Raw genomic sequence first — 22,665 nt, 5'->3', positions numbered from 1 at the left:
CAATATATCATGAAAAAAACAATTAGAACACTAGTATTAATTCTTGCCATCGGTATTTTATCTCCTTGTTGCGCTAAGGCCCAAGGGATGCCTGTTTATGACAACATAAACTTTATCTCATTTGCAAAACAACTTGTAGAGGCTGGCAAGCAGACTTCGAATATTATCAAAACGGTAAAATTTCTGAAGAAGCAGAAGGAGAATATCGAGAAAGTCAGTAATGCCATCAAACAACTAAAGGCCGTAGAGCAACTGACTAGCAACAATAAAAAGCTCTACAAAGTCGTGCAAGATGATTTACGGGAAATCCTCAATTCCCCTTATATCAAAGCGGAAGAAGTAAATCGAGTGAACGAATCCTTTAGCGCCATTCTGGAAAATTCGACCAAAGACCTGGACTTCATTAATCAAATTCTATCAAGTGACAACCTGAAAATGACGGATGCCGAACGGGCGAAAGTTTTGAAAGACAAAGAAATTCAATCCCAAGAAATGGTTGCTGAAATTACTAAAAAGACAGAGCGCTATCGTGAGATTATTTCATTTCGCAGAATGCAGGATAAAGTCAACACCCGCGAAACCAATTACTAGGAATGACTGCCATTATCTTTTTAGGAATCGGACTGGAATATGTAGATGCTGTCTTCCAAACCATAAAAGACAGCGATTTTTTGCAATACACCATTGCGGGAATGAAAACACTTGCGGTTCTACTTTTCTTAATCAATATTCTTAAAAAGTATAATGAAGGTGTCGCGGATAGGTATGGATATACTTGGGGCTTGACTCCAGGAGAGCTTGCCAAAAACTTTGCGATAGTGCTAATCGTAATTTTTTCAACACAGGTATTGGGTTTCTTCGACAACATTCTCGTGGCCATTGAAGGTCAATATCGCAATACGGCTCCTGCGCTCCTCCCGCTCCAAATGCAAGATATTCCTCTGGAAGAGGATGTGGGCGCATTGGAAGCCGCCAAAAAGGCAATGGCATTACTGTACGAAGCGCTCGTAACACCGCTTTATGGTTGGAAGATACTAGCGTTCATTATTAGCCTATTTCTTTGGATTCTAGACTTGTTCATCTACCCCTTGTTTCTAGCGGAACGCTATTTCCTGCTGGGTATAATGCAGGCCTTTTTTCCTTTGGTCATTAGTCTAGCCGTTTTCGAAAAATTCCGTTCGATGGCCTATACATTTTTCAAATTATATGCAGCGGTGTATATGTTGGTACCGGCATTTTTTCTGGTCAATGTTTTTATCAATTCCATATATACCGAGCTAAACACCAACTTTTGGTCAAACCTATTCGGCACAGATGTAGGGAGTCGTTTTTTTGCTCCGGTAATTGACCTCGGTTCTATTGTATTTATCGTGTTTCTAAAATTCAAACTCTATAAAAAAGCAACAACGTTCACGCTACGCTTATTTACAACGTAAACTATGAAACTAAAAACACCTTACAAGAATATCTATACTGTTTTAAAAACCAATAGAGTCATCGTCAGCATTGTAGTCTCTGGGGCTTTATTATCCAGTTTGTTTTCTGGATGGATGGTTTTCAACATTCATCAAAAGTCTTTGAATACAACCTTTGCAATAGGTACTGATGGCGAAGTCATTCCCTTGAAGTTGGTCACACAGAAGGAAAACTTTCAAGTAGAGGCATTGGCTCATTTAGAGCTGTTCCACACCTACTTCTACAATATCGATGCAAGTAACTACGAAAAGAACTTAGAAAAGGCCTTGTGGCTTGGTAATAGCTCTGTGGATAACCTGTACCGGCAAAAGAAAGCAGATGGCGTCTATAACCGCATACTTCAGTATTCCCTCGTTCAAAAGATATTGAGCATTGATAGTCAGGTACAGGAACAAAATGGAAACTATACGTTCAAAACCACAACGGTTTTTGAAATCAACCGTGGTTCGATAATCGATACTTACGAATTGACTTCTTCGGGAAAGCTGATTATCGTGGATAGGAACTACCCGAACAATACCCATGGCTTGCTTATCACGGATTACTTTGAAAACACACTTAAAAAATTATCGAATGAAAGCCCATAACCTGCCTGTCGTAGGAAGGTGGGATTAATAAAATCACTCATATGAAGATAGAAAAGAACAAAATTGTCTTTAGTGCCGTACTTGCCATTACCCTAATCTTCTTAGTCTCCTACAGTCTATTGATTATGGAGGAAGAAGATGGTGGAGATGGCAACATAAAACAAACCTTAGTACCTGAATTGGAGCAGGAACAGGAGGACTATAAATCAAAATTGGAGGCTATTGATGCCCTAAAGAAGGTGCGTGAAAGAAATGCTCCTAGCATTTATGATGAAAAGTACCTCGATTCTACTGGTGTCTATGACCCTGATTTACTGGATAAGGAAAAGGAACGTATTGTGGATAGCATCTATGCAGCAGGCAGAATCTACTATTCGGAAATTGAGAGACCTGAATACAAAACGCTACATATTCCAGCTTTGCAAGAACCCGAAGTCGATTCAACCGATTTGGCAAATGAACATAAGACTGCAGCTAAAGAACTAGGATTGGAACATAAGTTGTTCTTTGCTACCCATCCGATACAAAATGATGACATCAATATTTCTAGAACAGATTCGGAGATTCATGTCACAGTAGATGGCAATCAAGTCGTAAAAGCGAATCACCGTCTAAGAATGCGACTCACAAAAGATGCAACCATCAATGATAGGTTGGTAGCCAAGAACACATCTATTTATGGATTTATAAAATTTCAGCCCAATAGGGTCCTAATTGAAATAGAGAATATTAATCATCATCCCACAAAGCTGAAAGCAATTGATTTTCAAGACGGAAGTGAAGGCATCTATATAGAAAATAACTTCCGGGAAGAAATCTCCAATGAAGTAGTTGATGACATTCTACAGGATATCAATATTCCAAGTGTTCCCCAAATAAGTGGAATCCAAAAAGTATTTCGCAGGAATAATCGAAGTGTTCGAGTAACCATACTCAATAACTACAAACTCGTTTTAAAACCTGATTATCCACAATCTCAAAAACAGAAATCTCATGAAAAATTTCCTTTCTAGCATTTGTTTATTGCTTTGTTCCCACGCCCTATTGGGGCAACACATATTGGACACCATATATGCCAATAACCAGAAAAATGTAGCCCTGTTTTTTCCAGAGCCGATTCGGCAAGGAATAACCGGGTCAGAAAATTTTGTATTCACCTTTAATAGAGAAAAAGAACAGTATTTCGGCTTGTTGCAGGCCACTCCTGGAGAGGAAAGTAATTTACTGGTTATCAACCGAAATGGTTCGATTTTTTCGTATATTGTTAGGTATAAAGAAGACCTTTCCAAACTGAATTATTTCATTCCCCAATCGCAAAGCATTGGGAATGAAAAACCAACTACAAAAAAGCTGTTTTCAAGCCAGCAGCTGGATTTCAAGACAAACAACCGAGATTATTATTACGAACGTTTTTGTTTGTATTTGCTCAGTCAAAAGCAAAGAATACTTGCATTAAGTAGATCGAACAATGATGTAATACTTAGCATAGAGAACATTGCTTTCGATAAGGAAGAATTGTATTTCGTCATTCGCATTGAAAATGGTTCGTCTTTAGACTATGATTTAAACTTTTTAAATCTCTCTATTGAGACACGGAGGAAAGGAAAAAAGAAATCCTTGCAAAGTTTACATCAAGAGCCCCTATTCATGTACGGGCTTCCTGCAAGGATTAAAAAGAAAGAGACTAAAAAGCTGGTTTATGTAGTACCTAAATTTTCAATTAGCAACCAAAGGAAATTGATTCTAGAATTAAACGAAAAAAACGGAGAACGAGATTTGAAACTCAAAGTTTTACATAGATTTATTAACAACCCAAATTAAGAGTATCATGAAAAAATTCAGCACTTACCTAGTATTATTGGTGTTTATAGCCTGTGCCGACAAACAACTCTCTCATACGGAAACAGCAAAAATTGTGGTGGAGAGTTTTTATCAAAAAGACAATTCGAAACTAAAAAAGTACACTACTGCTGAAAGCTATGCTTCCTTTATTTCAATTCAGGATATGATGACAGCTGCAGAAAGTGGGGCTTCTGATTTTAATATTGTTCAGGAAATTGTTGATAGAGATATAGCCTGGGTTAAGTTTACAACTTCTTATGAGGAAAAGCCTGAGACTTTCAAATTAGTTCAGGAGGAGGGGCAATGGGTGGTTACTGAGAAGGGGTTGCGGGAGAAGGGGCCTTTCTAATTTTATGTTAAGTTAGATTCAAACAAAATAGTACCCAAATCTATGAATAGACTATTTCATTTAGTGTTTTATTTTTTCTTTGCATTTATTTCTACTCTATATGAAATTGGTGTCATTTTGACCTTCTTATTCTCTGGCTTAAAAGGATTGCCAATTATCCATACTTGAGGATTGGCAGATAAAATATCAAAAACGACATAAACGAAATAGTTATTTAATTCTTGAGCCTTCTGAAATTCATTTACGGAAAGAAAAAAGTTAGCAGCACCAACTTTTGAACTTGTAGCTTTCACTTCAATATATCTTTCATCTCCATTTTCTTCAAATGATTTTATATCATAACCTAAATAGTCATATTTTGCTTTTGATACATTCTTAGATAATTTAGTAAACCCGAGTTCCTCAAGTCTATGTTTTTCCATATCTAAAACAAGTTTTTCACCTCTATCCCCGAGTCTTTTTAGTTTTCTAGCCTCTTTTTCATAATCTGGATTCTTCTTTTCTTTTCTAGGTTTCCTATCAGGATTAACTTTTTTAGGGGGTTCAATTGACATGTCTATCCACTCCGGTGATGGATCTACTGGGAAATCAGGATTTTTATAACCTTCCAATGGGTTTTTTAAATTTGAATTTTCTTTTGGAGGACGTCCTGGGTAAACTCTATATAGGAAATATGAAAACAAATCCGTGGACCAGGTTTTCATTACTTCGTCTGAATTTTTAAATCTTATAAGAGCCTCTCTTTTAATTACGGCATCAGACCTCACTAAATCTTGGGTGTCAATATTTAGCTGGACCAGGAAATATTCAAGATGTTCATCTGAAAATACGTTTAGGTAACGTTGTGGAAAATATGTACATAATATTTTCCCTTTAAACATTGGCGAAATTTTATTGCGAACAATTTCTTCAATATTTTCATTTCTACCCGCTTCAAGTAGTTTTAGAATTTGGGCCTTTACATTAAGGTATGCTTCCGTTGAATTATTACCAAACTTCTTTGTAAATCTATATTTGTATTCCGGTTCTGATTTAGTTCTACCGTAGTAAACTCCAAATTTGAATGAAGTTGCTCCGATAATCCTTCCTAAACCATCGAGTTCTCGTTCTATAGTATAACAAAAATTGTATCCTTTTTTTGGCAAATCATTCCCAATAGCGTAATGATCAATTGGCATTGAACTTATTCTAGCTGGAGAAAAATACTTTGAAAAGTTGTCCCTAAGCTTGTATAATTCTTTCCTAGATTCAAGAACGTTATCGATCTGACTTTCAAAATGAACTTGGGCTATTCTTAAATCGTGAATATTCATCTAAATCTAATTTTATGGGAGAAGTTTAAAGGTTGGTAACTGAGAATATAGTTGAAAGAAGCTGTCATTTTAATACTTTTATAGTCCATAATCTTCAGTTAATTCAACGTATGTCTCATGAATTTCAGCAAACTGATCTTTGCGATAATTTGCTAAGTCAATAGTTTTAGGATGCTCAATTAAATCCATTAACCTTAAACCACTATCAGCAAATTGAAAATTCGAGAGAATCTCTGAATCTACAAGTTTTGGAACTACTGAAACTTTGTATCCCCTCATTTCATAATCTCGTAATTTATGAAAAAGTGAACTAGTATTGCTTAACCCACCACCAGAACCTTGAAGTGCAAAAGCACCTAAATTGAATTGGGTTATTTTCATGGTGGAATTTTCTAAAATAACAGGAGCGACTAGGTTCCATGCCGAACCTATCGTTTCTTTTTCAATTAACAGATAGACAGTCAAATCGTAATTCATAGAATTAATCAATTTTAACCCAGAATATCCATAAAGTGTTTTGAAGTCATTGTATCTGACAATTTCTTGACCTCTTTCAGTTTCAATAATCACCTCTGCATTCCTATTTTTGAAATCAGGTTTTTTACCCGAAGGGAAGTTAAAAATGTTGATAGTGCTCATTGATTGGGAAAAACCGCTAAAATTGAAAAAGTTCATATAATTTATTTTAGAATACTTATAGGTTGTTCATACAAGAAAAATGTTACAAGACAGCATTATGGGATGAGCTGGCAAGGGTCGTATACTATGATCAATTTTGCAACTTGCGACCGTTTATAATGAAGGAATTATCTATTGGATACTTTAGTTTAGCTTAAGTATTGGGGTGAGCAACAAATAACATCATTCCATTCCTTTCAAAATTAACAAAGAAAATCACTTCCCTAAACTATCGCTTCTTCTATACCTAAATAGCTCTTTGCATTTTCAACAAAGAATCTTGATTTGGCCTTATTTAGATTAGGGTAATTTGAGTCATTAAACACGGCATTATATGCATCATCATAATTATCTTCTAAACCCTCATTGTAAAGAATGTGCCAATCACTACCATACATTATTTTACTTCCAAAAGCATAGTTTTTCTGAGAATCCTTTGAAAGCAAATACTCCATTCTCTTTTTGAAATTATTTAGTTTACCCGGGTCATTGTTATGGGCTAAAAAACCCACTTCACAATAAACGTTTTTATATGTTGTACATAGTTCGTAGACTTTTTTTCCGTAGGGACGTATACATTCAATAATTTCTTTACCATCTTTTATGAATTTCTGATTGTAATAAGGGAAAATATCATTCTCATTAAAATCATCAAACCATCCCGCGTCACCTCCAGCGTGACCTAAGCATACTTTTAAGTTTAGATTTATCTTTAAACGCTCCTCCCAATAGATAGGATTTGCATTTCTACCGCTCCAGTTTGGTATGGATTCAAACCCAGATGGAGTACAATGTGTGAAGAAAGGAACAGTACCATCGCCATATTTTTTAAATAACTCATCGATTCTTTCTTTGTATTTAGCGTTTTTATCATCAATGGGACGATATCCTAAGGGTGGGTAAAACTTAATGCCTTTAAAATAACCTCTTGTAAAAGCTTCGCTTATATATTCTAAAGATTTTTTTCTATTAGGATTAAAAGGAATAAAACCAATAAACCTATCCCCATACTTTTGAATTACTGCCTCCATATTCTCGATTTGTTTTGAGAATAACATTTTGGAAGGACGTCCTTTTTTAAAAAGATAATCCGCATCCATCATATGAAATACAAAATGGTCTATATGCCGATACTCTCTTAAAAGAATATTAATGATTTTTTGTTCATTACCAGTCATAAACAAAAACCATTTAATATAATCAAAATCAATTGAGCGCTTTGCCTTTCTATTACTTTCAGATTTATTCAATGTGGCATTAAGAAAATCAAGCATAACCTCTCTAGAATAAAATTTATATTCTTCAGAATTGGGTTCCATCAACTTTATTTTTTCGGAAAATCTTTCCGATTTTTCAAGAGTTGGTTCATTCAATTCCAAAAACTCATCAAGAGCTTCTTGTGTATCCTTATCATCTATTACTTGTATAGGCATTCTCAACACCATATCCTCTAAAAGCTCTGTATTTCTCATTTTCATAAACTTTTGAGTGTAATTTTCATCTTCAAAACTTAATCTTATTTCCTCTCGATTAAAATCAGTATTCCCCGTTACAGCAGAAATAATCTTGGTAAGTACTTTTGCCAGAATCTTACCAATTCCATTGGCTCTTAAGATACCTTCTATAGGTAAATAATCTAGGTTAAAAATATGTGTATGAATATCTACTATAGAATTTTGGTTATTATCACTCATAATATTCTGGTTTATAAATATGCAAAATGGTCATTAAATACTTTGGTAGCTTTTTGAGATTTCTTGGGTTGCAGTCTATGACTTTTAAAGAACTGTATGTTTGCTTTATCTGTAGCTAATTCCAGTGTTGCCCAATTATGTTTTTCATCTATACCATGACCAATTCCTAAAGAATTTATTGCCATTCCAGATGAAATTAATTGAAAAGGAGTAGTACATTTTAATTTTGAACTATACTTTGGTTCGATAAATTTATTTTGATGAATATCACCGGCTAGGAATACAACCCTATCCTTTTGAGATAGTAATGAACATAGTTTCTTCAAGTCATTCGGAAATTTTCTCCAATCATCGCCAAGCCCTAAAGGAGTCGCATTTAAAGTGAGTCCTCCACAGACAATTGTGTATTGAAGATTGTGGTTTAGCTTTTCCTCTAAAAATGCAAATTGTTCTTCTCCTAAGAGAACATTACGATTTTCATCTTTTCCCTTTTTTGCATAAGACCTATTGTCAAGAAAAATGACTCTGGCTAAAGGAGTGTCGACATGATAATATACTTTAGGGAGATTAGTAGAGCAATTGAGTTTCTCATGAAAAAGGCTCGTTGTAATAGATAGTTTTTCTTCTCGAACATCATTTCCCCAAGCATCATTCCAAGCAAAATCGTGGTCGTCCCAAGTAGCATAAAAACCATTTTTAGATCTCATATGCTCGACAAGCTGCTTGAAGTTCTCTTCACCAAACTGGTCGTCATATCTAGAACGCATTCTCTTTTCAAAATCTGTTACTGATAAATGCTTTGGGCTTTCATTATAATCTGAGCTAAACCATTTACAGCCAAAATCCATATAGATATTGTCTCCCAACAGAAATAGATAATCAGGGTCATATTCCAGAATATGCTTCCATTCTGGTTGTTTATTAAACGCTTTATATCGAACGCAAGAGGTAAAGGCTATCTTCATTAATTGCTAGATTTTTTAAGTGTTTATCAAGCCATAAGTCTATTTTTTTGTTGGTTGATTTTCAACGCTACTAAAATCAATTAGAAATAACCTACTATCTTTCGAATTTTTGTACGTATTAGAGCTTTGAAAATCACTATTTACTATTTCAAATATTTTTAAAGCCTCTATCATGTTTTCATAACTACCGACAGCTTTGAATTTGTTTATGCTTACTTCTAAATCTCTTCGATAATAATTAAGTATATCATCGCTTAACCCGCCGTTATTAACCTCTGATTCGAAAAGTAAATTTGTAGTATTATTTACGACTGCTTCTTCAAATGGATAATAATTTGTTACTAATCCCGATGATTGGCTTTCCTCTCTTAAAAACTTTGCTAGATTGTTGAGGTGTTTATATTGAAAAATCCAGTCGTGAATTTTTTCGTGTACGAAAGTATGAATGAATCCATCCCTCATATAACGGTGAAAACTAGAAGCTCCTCCCTCTATATTGGGATATAATTTAACTCCACCTTCAATAGTACCGCCATTTTTAATGGTATTTTTATTTAGATAGATTACCTGGGTATTTGGATAAATTTCAAAAGAATATTCTGGAAGTTTATACGCTGTACCCAAGTAAGCATTATTTTCAGGTCGAGTGTTTTGACCATCAAAGGTTATAAAATAATTCTTAGTTAGGTTTACAAAACCAACTCCGGCATTTTCTCTAACGAACTCGTGGGGAATAATCGAAGTCTGGAGAAACAAATTATGGTAAATCTTAGGAAACCTGTATTTAATTATCAAATGAGCTCTTATGGCATAGTAAATTAAATAGCGGTCTAAAACGGTGTTTCCCTTAGTACATACATAAAGGTTTTCATATTTATAAATATGTGTGGAATCACCTTTGATCGAAACATCATTATTTAGGAAGTAATTATAATCAGAAAAAAATATATTAGTTTCCGTTGGATGAATGAATCCCAAATAATTTAATTTATCGTTGTTTATAGGAAAATCTAAGCCTTCAATACTCTTATCCTTTTGACTAATAATAATATCCCGAATGGCATTATCTACTTCATCCGAAGACATTCCTTCTTGTTCAAAATCGAATGGTGTTTGAATGTAATTGGAAAGAATAAAACTACTCACCTCATTATCCAATTTCCTATTTAATTCATCTGTCCCAGGAAGTTCTTGACCGCCTACTTTCACAAAAAATAAAAACATTAAAATAATAGTTATCAATCGCATAATGTCAGATTTAATTTTAATAAAAATACAGAAATATATTATTGTTAAAATACCCATTAATAGGTATTTAACCGATTTACCTATTTAAAAATTGACCTAGCTTCCTCATAAACCCGCTCATAATTCTCCTCTATATCTTCTTTCGAAAATAGTTCTTTCTCCTCATGAATCTCCCTTTCAATTTCGGGCACTTTAAATCGAACCTTCCTTTCCTGCCCATCGGCATAGGTAATAAACTCTCCTTTTTTCAAACGAAAGAAAACGTTTGCCCTAATTTTTGCAACCTCCCTTTCCCCTTTGGTAACTCTAGTATCAAAATTTAAACTATGCCCACGGCTTACACTTGTAGTTTCCTGTTTCACTATCTCAAAAAACTGTTCATAATATTTAGCGGTATCAGGGTCATTCGCTTTGCCAAAGAACTGATAGGAAAGGTTGCTCAAAATAGCCTTGCTGACTTTTTCCCCGTACAATATATCGTTCTGTATTTTATCCTGCATTACGTAAATCGTGGAAATATTATAGCTCCTTAAGGTAGCAGGAATACGGTGCATATTCAATAAGCGTATAGTTGGAGCCTCTTCCATCAATAGAAATGAAGGCAGAGAATAACGAACACTCATTTGTTTGGTTATCGTATGAATAATAGTCGCGATTATAGGTGAATAAGCAGTTTCATACTTTGGATTGTTGACCACCGAAACCACAGCTGGATTTTTCTCATTATTAATATTAAGGGGGACTTCATCCGCTGAAAGCACCATAAAAATATTTCGAGTGCTTATCTTCTTGAACGCATTGGCCAATGTGCCCTTAACCCCGGCTGTTTGCTTATCCGAGTCTTTTCCCGTAATAAAGGTATCGGCCATAGCCTTTGAGGTACTATTTGAACTGAGATATTCCGCCAGGCTATCGGTATTCAAAAACTGGAAAATCGTTATGATATGGGGCAAGGTACAATACTCAGGATAGGAGGTTTTCTGTTTCCAAATCAATCCAGCCAAAAGCCCTTCGGCAGCATCACTGAAGAATTTTGTGCTTCCTACACTCCCAGATTCTTTTTGTTCCAATAAATTCTCTATCAAAACTCGTGACACTTCATTAACGCTTTCTTCATTTTCCAGATACCTTGGCGCAATCGGGTTTACGCGATTTATTATTTTATCAAATGAAATGATGTAGAAAGGAATTTTAGGGTTTTTGAAAAGTGGGTACGCCATTTCGGTAAGTTCAAAATCTTTGTAATCATGTATAACACCGCAAAAAGAATGCTTGCTAAAGTGTTTTAAAAAATTATAAACCACGCTTTCGGTCTTTCCGCTTCCTGCAGAACCAATAATTGATGCTCCGAGTTTGATATCATCGATTTCGACACCTCCTCCCCGCTCCGTCTTAAATTGAATTCTATATTTAGCATCTGAAGTACTAACCGATTCTCTCTTTTGAAAAAAGACGTAAAGCACCGTGTTGACCAAAAGTAAAGGGCAGCCCAAATAAAGAATACTTTTCAAGGGAGTAAAGGGATAGGGAAGATAAATCACACCAATTAAAATGATTAGCAGGTTCAATTCAACAGCGTATATTGTTAGTTGGTATAGACCAAAGAAAACTAGACTACTTATGAGAATAATTATGAAAATCATAGAAATAGGTAATTCCATAGTATTCTTTTAGATTCCTATAGAACTTGATTTGATGGCCACATTCACCCCTCGTTTCAACCTATTGAATGCTTTTAAGGCCATCTGGGCCTTGTTGGTCGGGATACTCTGCAGAATTGGTATTCCTGTTACACATAGCATCTTAAATGCTATGGACTTTTCATTGGTTGGCAAACCCATCAATGCAGAAAAATACAATTTCGGGTCATTGATAAAGTTTTTCCTTGCCCGATACCTTTCGGCAAAATTTCGATTGTATTTAAAGGTCTTATCAAAAACCTGTTCTGCTTTTTCAAAAAAGGCATCCCTGTCAAAACCCCTTCCCACTTTCTTGCCATGCATCTCGACTTCCGAAGATTTGAATTTACTCCCTGGAGATAGACTAAACCTATTGGAAGCATCCTTTCTGCTGACTATGATATGGATATGGCTCTGGTTGCCCTCTTTTTTCATTCCTTGAATGATGCGTTTTCCATTTTGTTGATGAGGAGCTTCTCTTTCAAGATTGGCAATCTGGAGTTTTAGTTTATCAATATTTCCTTGCCCCTGCCCTCTTTCAATATTTCGAACTTTATTTTTCAATTCTAAGATTTTTGTGGCATAGGGCTGATTTTCTATTATCTGTTTGTCCGTTCCCTTAAAAGTCCGTTGGTGTTCTATTTTAGCATAGTATTTAATATCATCCACTGTAACAGGCCTACCATCTATTTCACGATTAAAGGATTTTGCGTACTCCTGCATAAGCGCTCTTGTGTATCGTTTCAAATCGTCGCTGCTATTCTCCAGCTTTCGAAGTTCATATTTAGATGGATTCACAGTAATCGAATAAAATTTGGGCTCTTTCTTTTTCAGTTTGGCCGTGTTACCATCAATTTCTTTGACCACTTCTTCTGCAGAAATTTCATCGCCATACTGATTAAAAAAATGCTCCATTTCACCCTGTTCCAATCCTTGGTTTTCCTTTTCTAAATACGCCACATAACCAGCTGCACTTTGCGAAAAGTTCTGTCCAAGATTTTGAGATGTAATAGTGATATACATTTGATGCTATTTAGAGTTCCATTTGATTACGTTCTCGATATTTCGGTTGTCTTTTGTTTGGGTCGTTCTTTTCCAGAATCAATGGTTTCTTTTTTGGTTCTGCTTCTTCAAATAAAGATTGAATCATGGCCACAGTAGGTTTGGTCTGGTTCTTCTCAATATCCTTCATTATAGCGATGACTCCATTGATTCGTTTTTTGATAAGGTTCTCTAAAGTCTGCATATGCGGTCCCATTGACTCCTCAGGTGATATCCCGTTCTCTTCGAAAAATTCTATCATTAACAACAAGGTCATCGACTGCGATTTCGAAATCTTCTTACTGAACCTCCTGAATTTCTTCGCCACCGACGATTTAATTTTTAGACCTTCAAACCGCTCTTTTTCATATCCTTTATCCATTTTTTCATAAAAAATTTGCTGATTTTGTTGGGCTGGCAACGTTTTTTCATAAAAAATGGAAGAATTTTATAAAAAATTATAAGCTCAATATTATTTAATCAACTGTTTATCAGTTTATTAAAACGAAAAAGAAAATGCTTAACATCGCGAAGCGTGTTACCCTCTTGCTTCTCCTTTTCGTTCGCGACAGCGAACAAAAAATCAGAACAAACGAGCTGCGCCCGATTGCCTTTTGGTGGAATTAAAAATTCCCGAAAATCATGTTTAAGACGGTACGGGTTATCAAGGAAAGTCAAATCATGGCATAACCGTACATGAAAATTGCTGGATTTCAGCCTTATAAATATAAGTAACTTGCCGAAATCCAGCTAGAGGTATTTTAAGCCAATTCAGTTCAAATAATATTATTATCCATAAAACTGAAGTAATCACCAGTTGGGGAAATAATCAAATGGTCCAATACTCGAATGTCAAAAAGCGCTGCTGCTTTTTGAATCCTCTTCGTTATTTGAATATCCGCCTCGCTAGGTGAAAGAGTTCCAGCGGGGTGGTTATGCGCCAAAATAATAGTAGTAGAGAGACTTTTAAGGATTACAGCAAAGAGTATTCGGATATCCACTAAAGTCCCTGTAAGTCCTCCTGATGATGCTTGGTAAACACCCTTTACTTTATTGGCGTTGTTCAGCAGTAGTACCTTGAACGTTTCGTGAAGTCCAATCGTGTCCTTATTCCAATTCTCGTATAACAACTTTGCGACTGGTTCGGACATTTGAATAGATTCGGATTCAATAGTACCTAGTCTTTCGCAATAGCTTATTTTAATTTCTTTAACTTCGTTTCTCATTGTTATTCTATTATGGTTAATGATGAAAAGAGGGCGCAACTTTCGAGAGGAACGCCCTCTTTGATTTTAGGGATTAGGCACGTGCGGTATTGCTGTTTTTAGCACCTAATAAAAGGACTTCATTAGCAACAACTTCGGTGATGTAACGTTTTTCTCCTTCCTCGGTTTCATAGGAACGAGATACAAGTTTTCCTTCAACTGCTATCTCCTTGCCTTTACCTGCATACCTTCCGATAATTTCGGCAGTCTTTCCCCAAGCGACTATATTATGCCATTCGGTAGTTTGCACCTTTTCGCCTTTTGGGTTCTTATAGTATTCATTGGTAGCCAAGGAAATTCGGACAACCTTCTTTCCGCTTTCTAGGTTGGTGATTTCGGGGCTGTTCCCCACGTTGCCGATTAAACTCACTTTGTTTCTAAGGGTACTCATAATTGAAAAAATTAAGGGTTAATATTTGCTGCTCGAACCCTTCGAACAGCTTTTGAATTGATTTACTTATTGTATCTAGAGCGTTTTCCTTTTTTGTTTTTTGTGCCGCTTTCGATATGTTTTTTTTGAACGATTTCATCATTTCCATTTTTAGTTTTACTTCCCGTAGAGCCATCGCTGTTACCTTTTTTTGTTGCTTCATGGATATCAATATTTTTAGAAGGACGGACTTATAAAAAAGAGCGAGGCACGAGCCTGGCTTTATGCAGTCTAACCTTCTAAAAATGTTGTTGTTTCGCCGTCAAAAAAAGGAAACGGTGGCGGGTCGGGATGTAGGTCTATAAAACGAGAATGTGAAGTTCAAAAACAACCGAAAGTGGCACAAATGGAAATATGAAATTCAGGTTAAGCGAACTGTATCTCCGATTTTGTATTGAGAATGGAGCGTTCCGTTCCAGCGTAGCGGAATGGGAAAGCGGAATGAAAAGGAAAAATCGGAGGTACTGTTCAAGACTTTTTGTGAGTGAAGCTCTTTCTTCGTAATGCAATGGAGGAGAATGTGCTGAGTGGAATTATAGGTAGCCTATCAAACTCAAACAGGGAGGTTTTCATAAAATCGATATTGCAACAATCATTTTATTTGAAATATCTTGACCTCATATAATATTAAGGTTTTAAAACAATTATATTTGCAAAACGGAAGTTACTTTGACATAATTTATATCATAAAAAGTTCACAAATCGTCAACACAATAAGTGAATTTTAGCAAGTACTCGACTCTGACTGGTCTGAGCGAAGAAGGTTCGAGCCCCAGCCAGGTCACATAAACGAAAGCCTCTCTTGAAAAGAGGCTTTTATTTTATATACCGTAATGGTCCTTCTTCTCTTTTTCAAAGCACTCTCTCCAACTTAAGTTAACTACCTATTTCGTCTCCTCATTCGTCGATAAATCGAAAGAACAAATCGATAAATCACTAATAATACCAATTCGTTATGTTATGTTAAAAATGTGGCTCGTTATGAGAATAATTGCGCATAAAATTTTATTTTTGAAAGAAAATACTTACTTTATGAATACTATTATACCCTGTAGCTATGAAAACAACTCAATACGCTTTAATAGGTATGCACGAAGAGTCTTCTAAAGATTTAACAACATATTTGGCAAATTTAGGGGGATACAACCTAGTCGGAACCGCCGAAAACACCAATCACTTATTGGATATTATTCTTGCTGGAACGCCAAACCTTATTTTCATCAATGTCGATAATTATTCTAAAAAAGACTTTATCGAACCTATCAACACGATTAAAGATTTATACAGACCTTTCCAAAAAAAACCTCGTTTAGTGGCTATTGCTTCTTCAAAAAAACAAGCGTATAACTGTATTAAAAATAACTTCTATTACTACTTACTACAGCCCATAAATGAATCACAATTGCGCATTTTAGATTCTAGACTACGTATGGCAAACATTCCTAAAAAGGATATATCGAAAAAACTTTGCTTACAGACGTACAGTGATTACAGGTTTATTGAAATCAAGGATATTCTTTATTTAAAGGCAGACAATAATTCTACTGAGTTTTTTATGAGTGATAAAACAAAAATTGTAGCTTATAAAACTCTAAAATACTTTGAATCTATCTTACCAAATTCATTTCGACGAATTCATCAAAGCTTTGTAATTAATCAAAATTATATTTCACGAATTCATCTTGGCAAACATGAATGTCATTTAAAGCAGCTTAAAATGAAGCTTCCTTTTTCACGATCGTACAGAAAAGTGATGTCCGAATTGGCAATCCATCTTTCTTCAAACGCGCTATCTTGACTTTCACTATTGTGTTCAAATTCTACTTTTAAATGGAATGCTTAGGTTAGATTATTTAGAACATAAATAGGTGAAATTAATTTTCTGTTAACCCATAGCTTTCTATATTTGCACAGCTTAAAAAAGCGCACGTGGCGGAATTGGTAGACGCGCCAGCTTGAGGGGCTGGTGGCCATTAGGCCGTGGAAGTTCGAGTCTTCTCGTGCGCACTTAGAGTCAAGCAACCTGCTTGACTTTTTTTGTGGATAGAAACGCTTAAGTTCATAGGTGAATTCAGGATTCTCTTTGTAGTTTTTATGAATTTTATTTCCTCAATCCTTTCTATTAGCACTCCAATTTCTTCTAAGCACTGAAATACATCGTGATCAACGTTAAACTTTCAAAATTAAATTTTAACTCAAATTTCACCTTAAGATACTTTAATTAATAAATTTGTTTAAGTATTTTTACGAAAGCATGAACAACGTAAAGAAAAATTTCAGTATTCGTGATTTAGAAAATTTATCAGGAATCAAAGCGCACACAATCAGAATTTGGGAGAAACGCTACAATTTGCTCTCCCCTGAAAGAACTGCCACGAACATTAGAACTTACAGTTTAAGTAGTCTTCAAAAACTACTAAATATCACCCTTCTTTATAACAACGGTTATAAGATATCTAAAATTTCAAGAATTCCTGAGGGTAATATCCCCTTGATGGTAAGAGAAATAGTCTCTAAAAATAGCGTGAAAAACCATGCTATAAATGCTTTTAAACTTTCGATGATCAATTTTGATCAGTCACTTTTCATGAGTACTTACAATAGTATTTTAGTTGACAAATCATTCCGAGAAGTTTTCAAAGACGTATTTATTCCCTTACTTAATGAGCTTGGGCTTTTATGGCAGACAGATACAATTAGTCCGGCACACGAGCATTTTATAACAAGTTTGATAAAGCAAAAGATTTTAATTAACACCGAAAAACTTCAACATCAAGAACCAATAAAAAAATCTAAAATCTTTGTTCCTTTTTTACCTGAAAATGAAATTCATGAAATCGGACTTTTATATCTGAACTACGAAATAGTACTCAGAGGTTACAAATCAATATATCTAGGTCAGACAGTACCTTTAGATACCTTGAAAGATGTGATGAAGTATTTTGACAACTTATGCTTTCTATCTTATTTTACGGTATCACCTACCAAAGAAAGAATAGACAAGTATATCAAAGAGTTTGTAAGTTTGACAAAAGAATATGGTTCTTCAGAAATGTGGTTATTGGGTTATCAGACGAAACATTTAGATCCTGCTCAGTTACCAGAATACATCAAAACTTTCAACTCAATAGATCAGGTCATTGATCGACTTTAATTCCGAAGTTCCTCTTAGCATATGAATAAGTCAGTAAGTATTATTGGGTCAGGCTTCTCTTCCCTATCAGCAGCATGTTATCTTGCACAATCAGGTTTCTCAGTAACAATTTTTGAAAAGAACATTACTGTTGGTGGAAGAGCAAGGCAATTAATAAAAGATGGCTTTACATTCGACATAGGCCCAAGTTGGTACTGGATGCCAGATATTTTTGATAAGTTCTTTGCTGATTTTGGAAAAAAAACTTCTGATTACTATCAGTTAGATAAACTTAGCCCAGCTTACAAAATCTTCTTTTCTGATGATGTAATAACGATAGGCGACTCCATGGATAAAATATGTATTGAATTTGAGCGCATAGAAGTGGGAAGCTCCAAACATTTAAGAAAATTCATTAGTGAAGCCCAAGAAAACTATAGCATTGCTATTGATAAAGTTGTGCTTCGACCAGGGCTTTCTCCATTTGAGTTAGTTACTAAAGAAACTGTTTTAAAAGTTGATCAATTTTTTAAAACTATTAGCGGGCAAGTACGTAGAAAATTCAAAAATCCGAAGTTAATTTCAACTCTCGAATTTCCTGTGTTATTTCTTGGAGCAAAACCCAGTAAAACACCATCTTTTTATAGCTTTATGAATTTTGCTGATTTTGGCCTGGGCACCTGGCATCCAAAAGGTGGAATGTATGAAGTCATCAAGGCGATGAAAGATTTGGCATTTGAATTAGGGGTGTTAATTAAAACAGGTAATTCAGTAGAAAAAATAAATGTAGAAAACGGGAAAGTTTTGGGTATCACAGTAAATGGTAAAAAAATTCAAAGTGATTTTGTATTAAGCGGAGCTGATTATCATCATTCAGAAACCTTATTAGATCAAAACTATAGACAGTATTCAGAAGAATTTTGGTCGAAAAAGACTTTTGCCCCTTCCTCGCTTCTATTTTATATAGGATTTGATAAAAAACTTAAGAACATAGAACATCACAACCTGTTTTTCGATACGGATTTCGAAAAGCATGCCCAAGAAATTTATGATACTCCGAAATGGCCAACAAACCCTTTGTTTTATGCTAATTTTCCTTCTGTAACAGATACAACTATGGCCCCAAAAGATTGTGAAACTGGCTTTTTCTTGGTTCCTATAGCCCCAGATTTAGAAGACACTCCTGAATTGAGAAATCAGTATTTAGACATAATACTAAAAAGGTTTCAATTGAGAACAGGGCAACAAATTGAAAATAATATTATATTTAAAGAGTCTTTTTGTGTGAATGATTTCATTGAGGAATACAATTCGTACAAGGGCAATGCTTATGGCATGGCTAACACGCTTTTACAAACTGCGTTCCTACGGCCCAAATTAAAAAGTAAAAAAGTGGAAAATCTATTTTTCACAGGGCAACTCACCGTTCCAGGACCCGGTGTGCCACCTTCTCTGATTTCAGGTAAATTAGTATCAGAGTTAATTACTAAAGAAAACAAGTAGAAACGTATGAAGAGTATTTTTGACAAAGTATCTTATGATTGTAGTAAAATTGTAACACAGTCTTACAGCACTTCTTTTAGTCTGGCCACAAAAATGTTACACACCAGCATTAGACCAGACATCTATAACATCTATGGTTTTGTGCGCTTTGCTGATGAAATTGTAGATACCTTTCATGACTACAATAAACCAGAGTTATTCAATAGATTTGAGACGGAATTAAAGACAGCTATAGCCGATAAAATAAGTCTAAACCCGATCTTAAATTCTTTTCAACATACCTATCATAAACATCAAATACCATATCATTTAGTCGACTCCTTTATGAAAAGCATGCGCATGGACCTAACCAAAAGCAACTATCGTACTGAAGCTGAATACAAGGAATATATCTATGGGTCAGCAGATGTAGTAGGGCTAATGTGTCTTAAAGTTTTTGTGAAAGGAAATAAAGAAAAGTATGAATACTTAAAAGATTCAGCGATGGCCTTAGGATCTGCATTTCAAAAAGTTAATTTTTTAAGGGATTTGAAAGCTGATTTTGAAGACCTTAGTAGGGCTTATTTTCCTCATGCAGATCTGAACGAATTAGATGAAGTTTCGAAAAAGAAGATTATTGATGAAATTAGAAACGATTTTAAGGTAGGGTATTCTGGAATTATAAAACTTCCAAACGAAGCTAAATTTGGAGTTTACACCGCATATCGATACTATTACAAATTATTGCAAAAACTGCAGGCAACGCCGTCTGTGGAGATTAAAAACGCTCGCATTCGGGTACCGAATTATCAAAAATTCGGATTACTTGCAAAATCATACGTTAATTATAAATTACATTTAGTTTAAAAATGAAGATTTTTCTTTGGATACTAATTTTTCTTGGAACTTTTTCCATAATGGAATTCATGGCGTGGTTTACCCACAAATATGTAATGCATGGTTTTTTGTGGAGTTTACACAAAGACCATCACCATAAAGATCATGATTCGTGGTGGGAAAGAAATGATTTTTTCTTCATATTCTACGCCGCGGTGAGTATGTCTCTTTTCTATACTGGAGCAAATGGCTGGTGGTATGGTTATGCTTTAGGTTTTGGAATTTTAGCCTATGGTATCGCCTATTTCCTAGTTCATGACATATTCATACATCAACGATTTAAGCTCTTTAGAAATGCTAATAATTGGTATGCAAAAGGCGTACGAAGAGCCCATAAAATTCATCATAAACATTTGGGCAAAAGTGATGGAGAATGCTTCGGAATGCTATTTGTTCCGTTCAAGTACTTTAAAAAATAGCATTACACATGACAAACGCCTTTATCATTGGAGCAGGTATAGGCGGAATTGCAACAGCGCTTCGCCTCAAGAAGTTAGGGTATAATGTTACTATTTTTGAATCTAATTCTTATCCCGGTGGTAAATTACATGCTATTAATCTCAACGAATATCGTTTTGATTTAGGTCCCTCATTATTTACTATGCCCCATTTGGTCACTGAACTTTTTGAACTGTTTGATGTAAAAAGTTCAGCACACTTTGAATTTTTTGAGAAAGAAATCATTTGTAATTATTTTTGGGAAGATGGTCTTCGGTTTTCAGCAAAGTCAAACTTTACTTCATTTATTGAAGATGCCTCTAAATCATTTAATGAGCCCCGAGAAAAAATTCAAAACTATCTTCAGGGTAATCAAAAAAAATATGATTTAACAGCCAGTTTATTCCTAGAAAAATCACTCCATAAAATTAATACATATCTATCTAGAGATACTCTAATAGCTATAGCTCAGCTAGGAAAACTTGATATAAATAACTCCTTAAATTATTTGAATAAAAAGACATTTAAAAATCCAAAATTAGTTCAGCTTTTTAATCGCTATGCTACGTACAATGGATCTTCTCCTTATAAGACTCCCGGTATAATGTCAATGATTCCACATTTAGAAATGTATTACGGCACTTATTTTCCTAAAGGAGGAATGCATCGCATTAGCCTGAGTTTATATGACCTTGCAAAAAAACAAAATATTGAATTTAAGTTTGAAGAAAAAGTAGAACAAATTCTTGTTAAGAATGGAAAAGTAACAGGTGTAGCTACAAATCAAAACAATTATAATGCAGACATTGTGGTGTCTAATATGGATATTTATTCTAGTTATAAAAAACTTCTAAAAAATGAAAAACATCCAAAGAAAGTACTAGCTCAAGAAAGGTCAAGCTCTGCTTTAATTTTTTACTGGGGAATATCAAAAGAATTCCCAGAATTAGATTTACACAATATTCTATTTAGCGATTCGTACGAAAAAGAGTTTCATTCCATATTTGAGACCAAAAACCTTTCTAGCGACCCTACGATATACATAAACATCACAAGTAAGGAGGAAACAACAGATGCACCAAAAGGACATGAAAATTGGTTTGTAATGATCAACGCACCTGGTAATTATGGTCAGGACTGGAATGCCTTAAAAAAACAGGCAAGAAAGGCAATCATTAAAAAGATAAATAGAATTTTAAAAATTGATTTAGAGTTACTGATAACCACTGAATATGTCTTGGACCCAGTGGCAATTGAGAATAATACCAGTTCATACCGAGGGGCACTTTACGGTGCTGCCAGTAACGACAAATTCTCGGCGTTCTTAAGACATCCTAATTTTTCAAATAAAATTAAAAATCTATATTTCTGTGGAGGTTCTGTACATCCAGGTGGCGGAATTCCACTTTGTCTATTGTCTGCCAAAATTGTTAGTGATTTAGTCCCTAAACCTAATTAAATTGGAGAATTTTATTAAAAAATATAAAGTAGCAATTACTATTGGCATCGTATGGCTTTTTCATATTTCTGCCATAATTGGTATTAACCTAGGCAACCTCGACTGGTTTATTGAAAAAACCCCTTTAAATTTATGCCTATCCCTCTTACTTTTCTTTATTTCTTATCCATTAATTAAACAAAAACAATGGATTGCCTTTGTCATATTCTTTGCGGGAGGAATGTTTGCAGAATGGCTTGGTGTTAAGTTTAACTTACTTTTTGGAACCTATGCGTATGGCAATAATTTTGGACCCAAAATAGACGGGGTACCCCTGCTTATTGGTTGTTATTGGGCTTTGTTAACGTTCATTACCTCAAGTATTCTTAACTATTCGAAACTCGCAGTTTGGCCAAAAATAATTCTTGGCGCCACCCTAATGGTTATTCTTGATTTCTTCATGGAACACAGCGCTCCTACCTTCGACTTTTGGACTTTCGAGGGAAACCTAGTTCCTTTGCAGAACTACGTTGCTTGGTTTAGCATAGCAATTCTATTCCATATTATTCTTCGCCTTTTTAAAATAAACGGAAACAAAGTATTCTCATTGAATCTTTACCTAGCCCAACTAATTTTCTTTATGTACTTCTATTTCTTATAGTATAAATTTGGTGACTGTTTGCTTCCTTTCCAACTTCCTTTAGACTTAT

The 22,665-nt window shown here is 34.9% G+C and carries 23 protein-coding genes and 1 tRNA gene; 14 read left to right on the top strand and 10 right to left on the bottom strand.

All coding sequences use genetic code 11. The features are described 5' to 3' along the window. Window positions 1-9: 9 nt before the first annotated feature. From ACKWCD_RS17595 to ACKWCD_RS17570, 6 genes are read left to right on the top strand one after another with little or no spacing between them, the layout of a single operon-like run. Window positions 10-591, top strand: a complete 582-nt coding sequence (locus ACKWCD_RS17595; RefSeq protein ID WP_413985275.1) for a conjugal transfer protein — start codon at window positions 10-12, stop codon at window positions 589-591. 2 nt (window positions 592-593) lie between these two features. Further along, window positions 594-1,436, top strand: a complete 843-nt coding sequence (locus ACKWCD_RS17590) for a hypothetical protein (protein WP_413985274.1) — start codon at window positions 594-596, stop codon at window positions 1,434-1,436. A gap of 3 nt (window positions 1,437-1,439) precedes the next feature. Beyond that, window positions 1,440-2,063, top strand: coding sequence for a conjugal transfer protein TraK (locus ACKWCD_RS17585; protein WP_413985273.1), 624 nt, complete (start codon window positions 1,440-1,442; stop codon window positions 2,061-2,063). A 41-nt stretch (window positions 2,064-2,104) separates the two neighbouring features. Further along, window positions 2,105-3,076, top strand: a complete 972-nt coding sequence (gene traM / locus ACKWCD_RS17580) for a conjugative transposon protein TraM (protein WP_413985272.1) — start codon at window positions 2,105-2,107, stop codon at window positions 3,074-3,076. Beyond that, window positions 3,057-3,884 carry a DUF4138 domain-containing protein gene (locus tag ACKWCD_RS17575; RefSeq protein ID WP_413985271.1) on the top strand — a complete coding sequence of 276 codons (828 nt, stop codon included), beginning with the start codon at window positions 3,057-3,059 and terminating at the stop codon, window positions 3,882-3,884. Before traM ends, ACKWCD_RS17575 begins: the two co-directional genes overlap by 20 nt. A gap of 7 nt (window positions 3,885-3,891) precedes the next feature. After that, complete coding sequence (locus tag ACKWCD_RS17570; RefSeq protein WP_413985270.1) at window positions 3,892-4,254, top strand: hypothetical protein; 363 nt, start codon at window positions 3,892-3,894, stop codon at window positions 4,252-4,254. A 68-nt stretch (window positions 4,255-4,322) separates the two neighbouring features. Here the strand turns inward: ACKWCD_RS17570 and ACKWCD_RS17565 are convergent, their stop codons facing one another. From ACKWCD_RS17565 to ACKWCD_RS17520, 10 genes are all read right to left on the bottom strand, one after another. Continuing rightward, window positions 4,323-5,567 carry a protein NO VEIN domain-containing protein gene (locus ACKWCD_RS17565; RefSeq protein WP_413985269.1) on the bottom strand — a complete coding sequence of 415 codons (1,245 nt, stop codon included), beginning with the start codon at window positions 5,565-5,567 and terminating at the stop codon, window positions 4,323-4,325. 78 nt (window positions 5,568-5,645) lie between these two features. Next, complete coding sequence (locus ACKWCD_RS17560) at window positions 5,646-6,242, bottom strand: hypothetical protein (protein ID WP_413985268.1); 597 nt, start codon at window positions 6,240-6,242, stop codon at window positions 5,646-5,648. Window positions 6,243-6,469: 227 nt separating this feature from the next. Beyond that, window positions 6,470-7,939 (bottom strand): amidohydrolase family protein, encoded by a 1,470-nt coding sequence (locus ACKWCD_RS17555; protein WP_413985267.1) that lies wholly within the window; start codon window positions 7,937-7,939, stop codon window positions 6,470-6,472. Between the two features lie 11 nt (window positions 7,940-7,950). After that, window positions 7,951-8,904, bottom strand: coding sequence for an alkaline phosphatase D family protein (locus ACKWCD_RS17550; protein WP_413985266.1), 954 nt, complete (start codon window positions 8,902-8,904; stop codon window positions 7,951-7,953). 39 nt (window positions 8,905-8,943) lie between these two features. Beyond that, window positions 8,944-10,152 (bottom strand): hypothetical protein, encoded by a 1,209-nt coding sequence (locus tag ACKWCD_RS17545; RefSeq protein ID WP_413985265.1) that lies wholly within the window; start codon window positions 10,150-10,152, stop codon window positions 8,944-8,946. Window positions 10,153-10,232: 80 nt separating this feature from the next. Then, window positions 10,233-11,813, bottom strand: a complete 1,581-nt coding sequence (locus tag ACKWCD_RS17540) for a type IV secretory system conjugative DNA transfer family protein (protein WP_413985264.1) — start codon at window positions 11,811-11,813, stop codon at window positions 10,233-10,235. Between the two features lie 9 nt (window positions 11,814-11,822). Continuing rightward, window positions 11,823-12,854: a MobB family relaxase gene (mobB, locus tag ACKWCD_RS17535; protein WP_413985263.1), complete on the bottom strand. Its 1,032-nt coding sequence runs from the start codon at window positions 12,852-12,854 to the stop codon at window positions 11,823-11,825. A 10-nt stretch (window positions 12,855-12,864) separates the two neighbouring features. Then, window positions 12,865-13,254: a BfmA/BtgA family mobilization protein gene (locus ACKWCD_RS17530; protein ID WP_413985262.1), complete on the bottom strand. Its 390-nt coding sequence runs from the start codon at window positions 13,252-13,254 to the stop codon at window positions 12,865-12,867. 394 nt (window positions 13,255-13,648) lie between these two features. Then, window positions 13,649-14,098 (bottom strand): JAB domain-containing protein, encoded by a 450-nt coding sequence (locus ACKWCD_RS17525; protein ID WP_413985261.1) that lies wholly within the window; start codon window positions 14,096-14,098, stop codon window positions 13,649-13,651. A 73-nt stretch (window positions 14,099-14,171) separates the two neighbouring features. After that, the gene (locus ACKWCD_RS17520; protein WP_413985260.1) at window positions 14,172-14,528 is read right to left on the bottom strand and encodes a single-stranded DNA-binding protein; all 357 of its coding nucleotides are present in this window, start codon (window positions 14,526-14,528) and stop codon (window positions 14,172-14,174) included. A gap of 1,096 nt (window positions 14,529-15,624) precedes the next feature. On the opposite strand from ACKWCD_RS17520, the gene ACKWCD_RS17515 reads away from it, so the two are divergent. From ACKWCD_RS17515 to ACKWCD_RS17480, 8 genes are all read left to right on the top strand, one after another. Further along, the gene (locus ACKWCD_RS17515; protein WP_413985259.1) at window positions 15,625-16,365 is read left to right on the top strand and encodes a LytR/AlgR family response regulator transcription factor; all 741 of its coding nucleotides are present in this window, start codon (window positions 15,625-15,627) and stop codon (window positions 16,363-16,365) included. 125 nt (window positions 16,366-16,490) lie between these two features. After that, window positions 16,491-16,574: transfer RNA gene (locus ACKWCD_RS17510), tRNA-Leu, on the top strand. Window positions 16,575-16,821: 247 nt separating this feature from the next. Further along, window positions 16,822-17,721 carry a MerR family transcriptional regulator gene (locus ACKWCD_RS17505; RefSeq protein WP_413985258.1) on the top strand — a complete coding sequence of 300 codons (900 nt, stop codon included), beginning with the start codon at window positions 16,822-16,824 and terminating at the stop codon, window positions 17,719-17,721. 21 nt (window positions 17,722-17,742) lie between these two features. Beyond that, window positions 17,743-19,203 (top strand): phytoene desaturase family protein, encoded by a 1,461-nt coding sequence (locus ACKWCD_RS17500; RefSeq protein ID WP_413985257.1) that lies wholly within the window; start codon window positions 17,743-17,745, stop codon window positions 19,201-19,203. Window positions 19,204-19,209: 6 nt separating this feature from the next. Further along, window positions 19,210-20,049: a phytoene/squalene synthase family protein gene (locus ACKWCD_RS17495; protein WP_413985256.1), complete on the top strand. Its 840-nt coding sequence runs from the start codon at window positions 19,210-19,212 to the stop codon at window positions 20,047-20,049. A gap of 2 nt (window positions 20,050-20,051) precedes the next feature. Beyond that, on the top strand, window positions 20,052-20,498 hold the full coding sequence (locus ACKWCD_RS17490) for a sterol desaturase family protein (RefSeq protein WP_413985255.1): 447 nt from the start codon (window positions 20,052-20,054) through the stop codon (window positions 20,496-20,498). A gap of 8 nt (window positions 20,499-20,506) precedes the next feature. Further along, window positions 20,507-21,976, top strand: coding sequence for a 1-hydroxycarotenoid 3,4-desaturase CrtD (gene crtD / locus ACKWCD_RS17485; RefSeq protein WP_413985254.1), 1,470 nt, complete (start codon window positions 20,507-20,509; stop codon window positions 21,974-21,976). A 1-nt stretch (window position 21,977) separates the two neighbouring features. Continuing rightward, entirely contained in the window at window positions 21,978-22,616 is a 639-nt protein-coding gene (locus ACKWCD_RS17480) for a carotenoid biosynthesis protein (RefSeq protein WP_413985253.1), read from the top strand. The last annotated feature ends 49 nt before the right edge of the window (window positions 22,617-22,665 follow it).

Source organism: Maribacter taeanensis (assembly GCF_047345145.1).
Lineage (GTDB): Bacteria > Bacteroidota > Bacteroidia > Flavobacteriales > Flavobacteriaceae > Maribacter_C.
The sequence above is the reverse complement of the archived record's forward strand: the minus strand, read 5'-3'. Positions and strand labels throughout refer to the sequence as shown.

Bases quoted from the DNA above. Each gene is read 5' to 3' on its own strand.
- ACKWCD_RS17595 (WP_413985275.1), top strand. From the start codon at position 10: ATGAAAAAAACAATTAGAACACTAGTATTAATTCTTGCCATCGGTATT.
- ACKWCD_RS17590 (WP_413985274.1), top strand. From the start codon at position 594: ATGACTGCCATTATCTTTTTAGGAATCGGACTGGAATATGTAGATGCT.
- ACKWCD_RS17585 (WP_413985273.1), top strand. From the start codon at position 1,440: ATGAAACTAAAAACACCTTACAAGAATATCTATACTGTTTTAAAAACC.
- traM (WP_413985272.1), top strand. From the start codon at position 2,105: ATGAAGATAGAAAAGAACAAAATTGTCTTTAGTGCCGTACTTGCCATT.
- ACKWCD_RS17575 (WP_413985271.1), top strand. From the start codon at position 3,057: ATGAAAAATTTCCTTTCTAGCATTTGTTTATTGCTTTGTTCCCACGCC.
- ACKWCD_RS17570 (WP_413985270.1), top strand. From the start codon at position 3,892: ATGAAAAAATTCAGCACTTACCTAGTATTATTGGTGTTTATAGCCTGT.
- ACKWCD_RS17565 (WP_413985269.1), bottom strand. From the start codon at position 5,567: ATGAATATTCACGATTTAAGAATAGCCCAAGTTCATTTTGAAAGTCAG.
- ACKWCD_RS17560 (WP_413985268.1), bottom strand. From the start codon at position 6,242: ATGAACTTTTTCAATTTTAGCGGTTTTTCCCAATCAATGAGCACTATC.
- ACKWCD_RS17555 (WP_413985267.1), bottom strand. From the start codon at position 7,939: ATGAGTGATAATAACCAAAATTCTATAGTAGATATTCATACACATATT.
- ACKWCD_RS17550 (WP_413985266.1), bottom strand. From the start codon at position 8,904: ATGAAGATAGCCTTTACCTCTTGCGTTCGATATAAAGCGTTTAATAAA.
- ACKWCD_RS17545 (WP_413985265.1), bottom strand. From the start codon at position 10,152: ATGCGATTGATAACTATTATTTTAATGTTTTTATTTTTTGTGAAAGTA.
- ACKWCD_RS17540 (WP_413985264.1), bottom strand. From the start codon at position 11,813: ATGGAATTACCTATTTCTATGATTTTCATAATTATTCTCATAAGTAGT.
- mobB (WP_413985263.1), bottom strand. From the start codon at position 12,854: ATGTATATCACTATTACATCTCAAAATCTTGGACAGAACTTTTCGCAA.
- ACKWCD_RS17530 (WP_413985262.1), bottom strand. From the start codon at position 13,254: ATGGATAAAGGATATGAAAAAGAGCGGTTTGAAGGTCTAAAAATTAAA.
- ACKWCD_RS17525 (WP_413985261.1), bottom strand. From the start codon at position 14,098: ATGAGAAACGAAGTTAAAGAAATTAAAATAAGCTATTGCGAAAGACTA.
- ACKWCD_RS17520 (WP_413985260.1), bottom strand. From the start codon at position 14,528: ATGAGTACCCTTAGAAACAAAGTGAGTTTAATCGGCAACGTGGGGAAC.
- ACKWCD_RS17515 (WP_413985259.1), top strand. From the start codon at position 15,625: ATGAAAACAACTCAATACGCTTTAATAGGTATGCACGAAGAGTCTTCT.
- ACKWCD_RS17505 (WP_413985258.1), top strand. From the start codon at position 16,822: ATGAACAACGTAAAGAAAAATTTCAGTATTCGTGATTTAGAAAATTTA.
- ACKWCD_RS17500 (WP_413985257.1), top strand. From the start codon at position 17,743: ATGAATAAGTCAGTAAGTATTATTGGGTCAGGCTTCTCTTCCCTATCA.
- ACKWCD_RS17495 (WP_413985256.1), top strand. From the start codon at position 19,210: ATGAAGAGTATTTTTGACAAAGTATCTTATGATTGTAGTAAAATTGTA.
- ACKWCD_RS17490 (WP_413985255.1), top strand. From the start codon at position 20,052: ATGAAGATTTTTCTTTGGATACTAATTTTTCTTGGAACTTTTTCCATA.
- crtD (WP_413985254.1), top strand. From the start codon at position 20,507: ATGACAAACGCCTTTATCATTGGAGCAGGTATAGGCGGAATTGCAACA.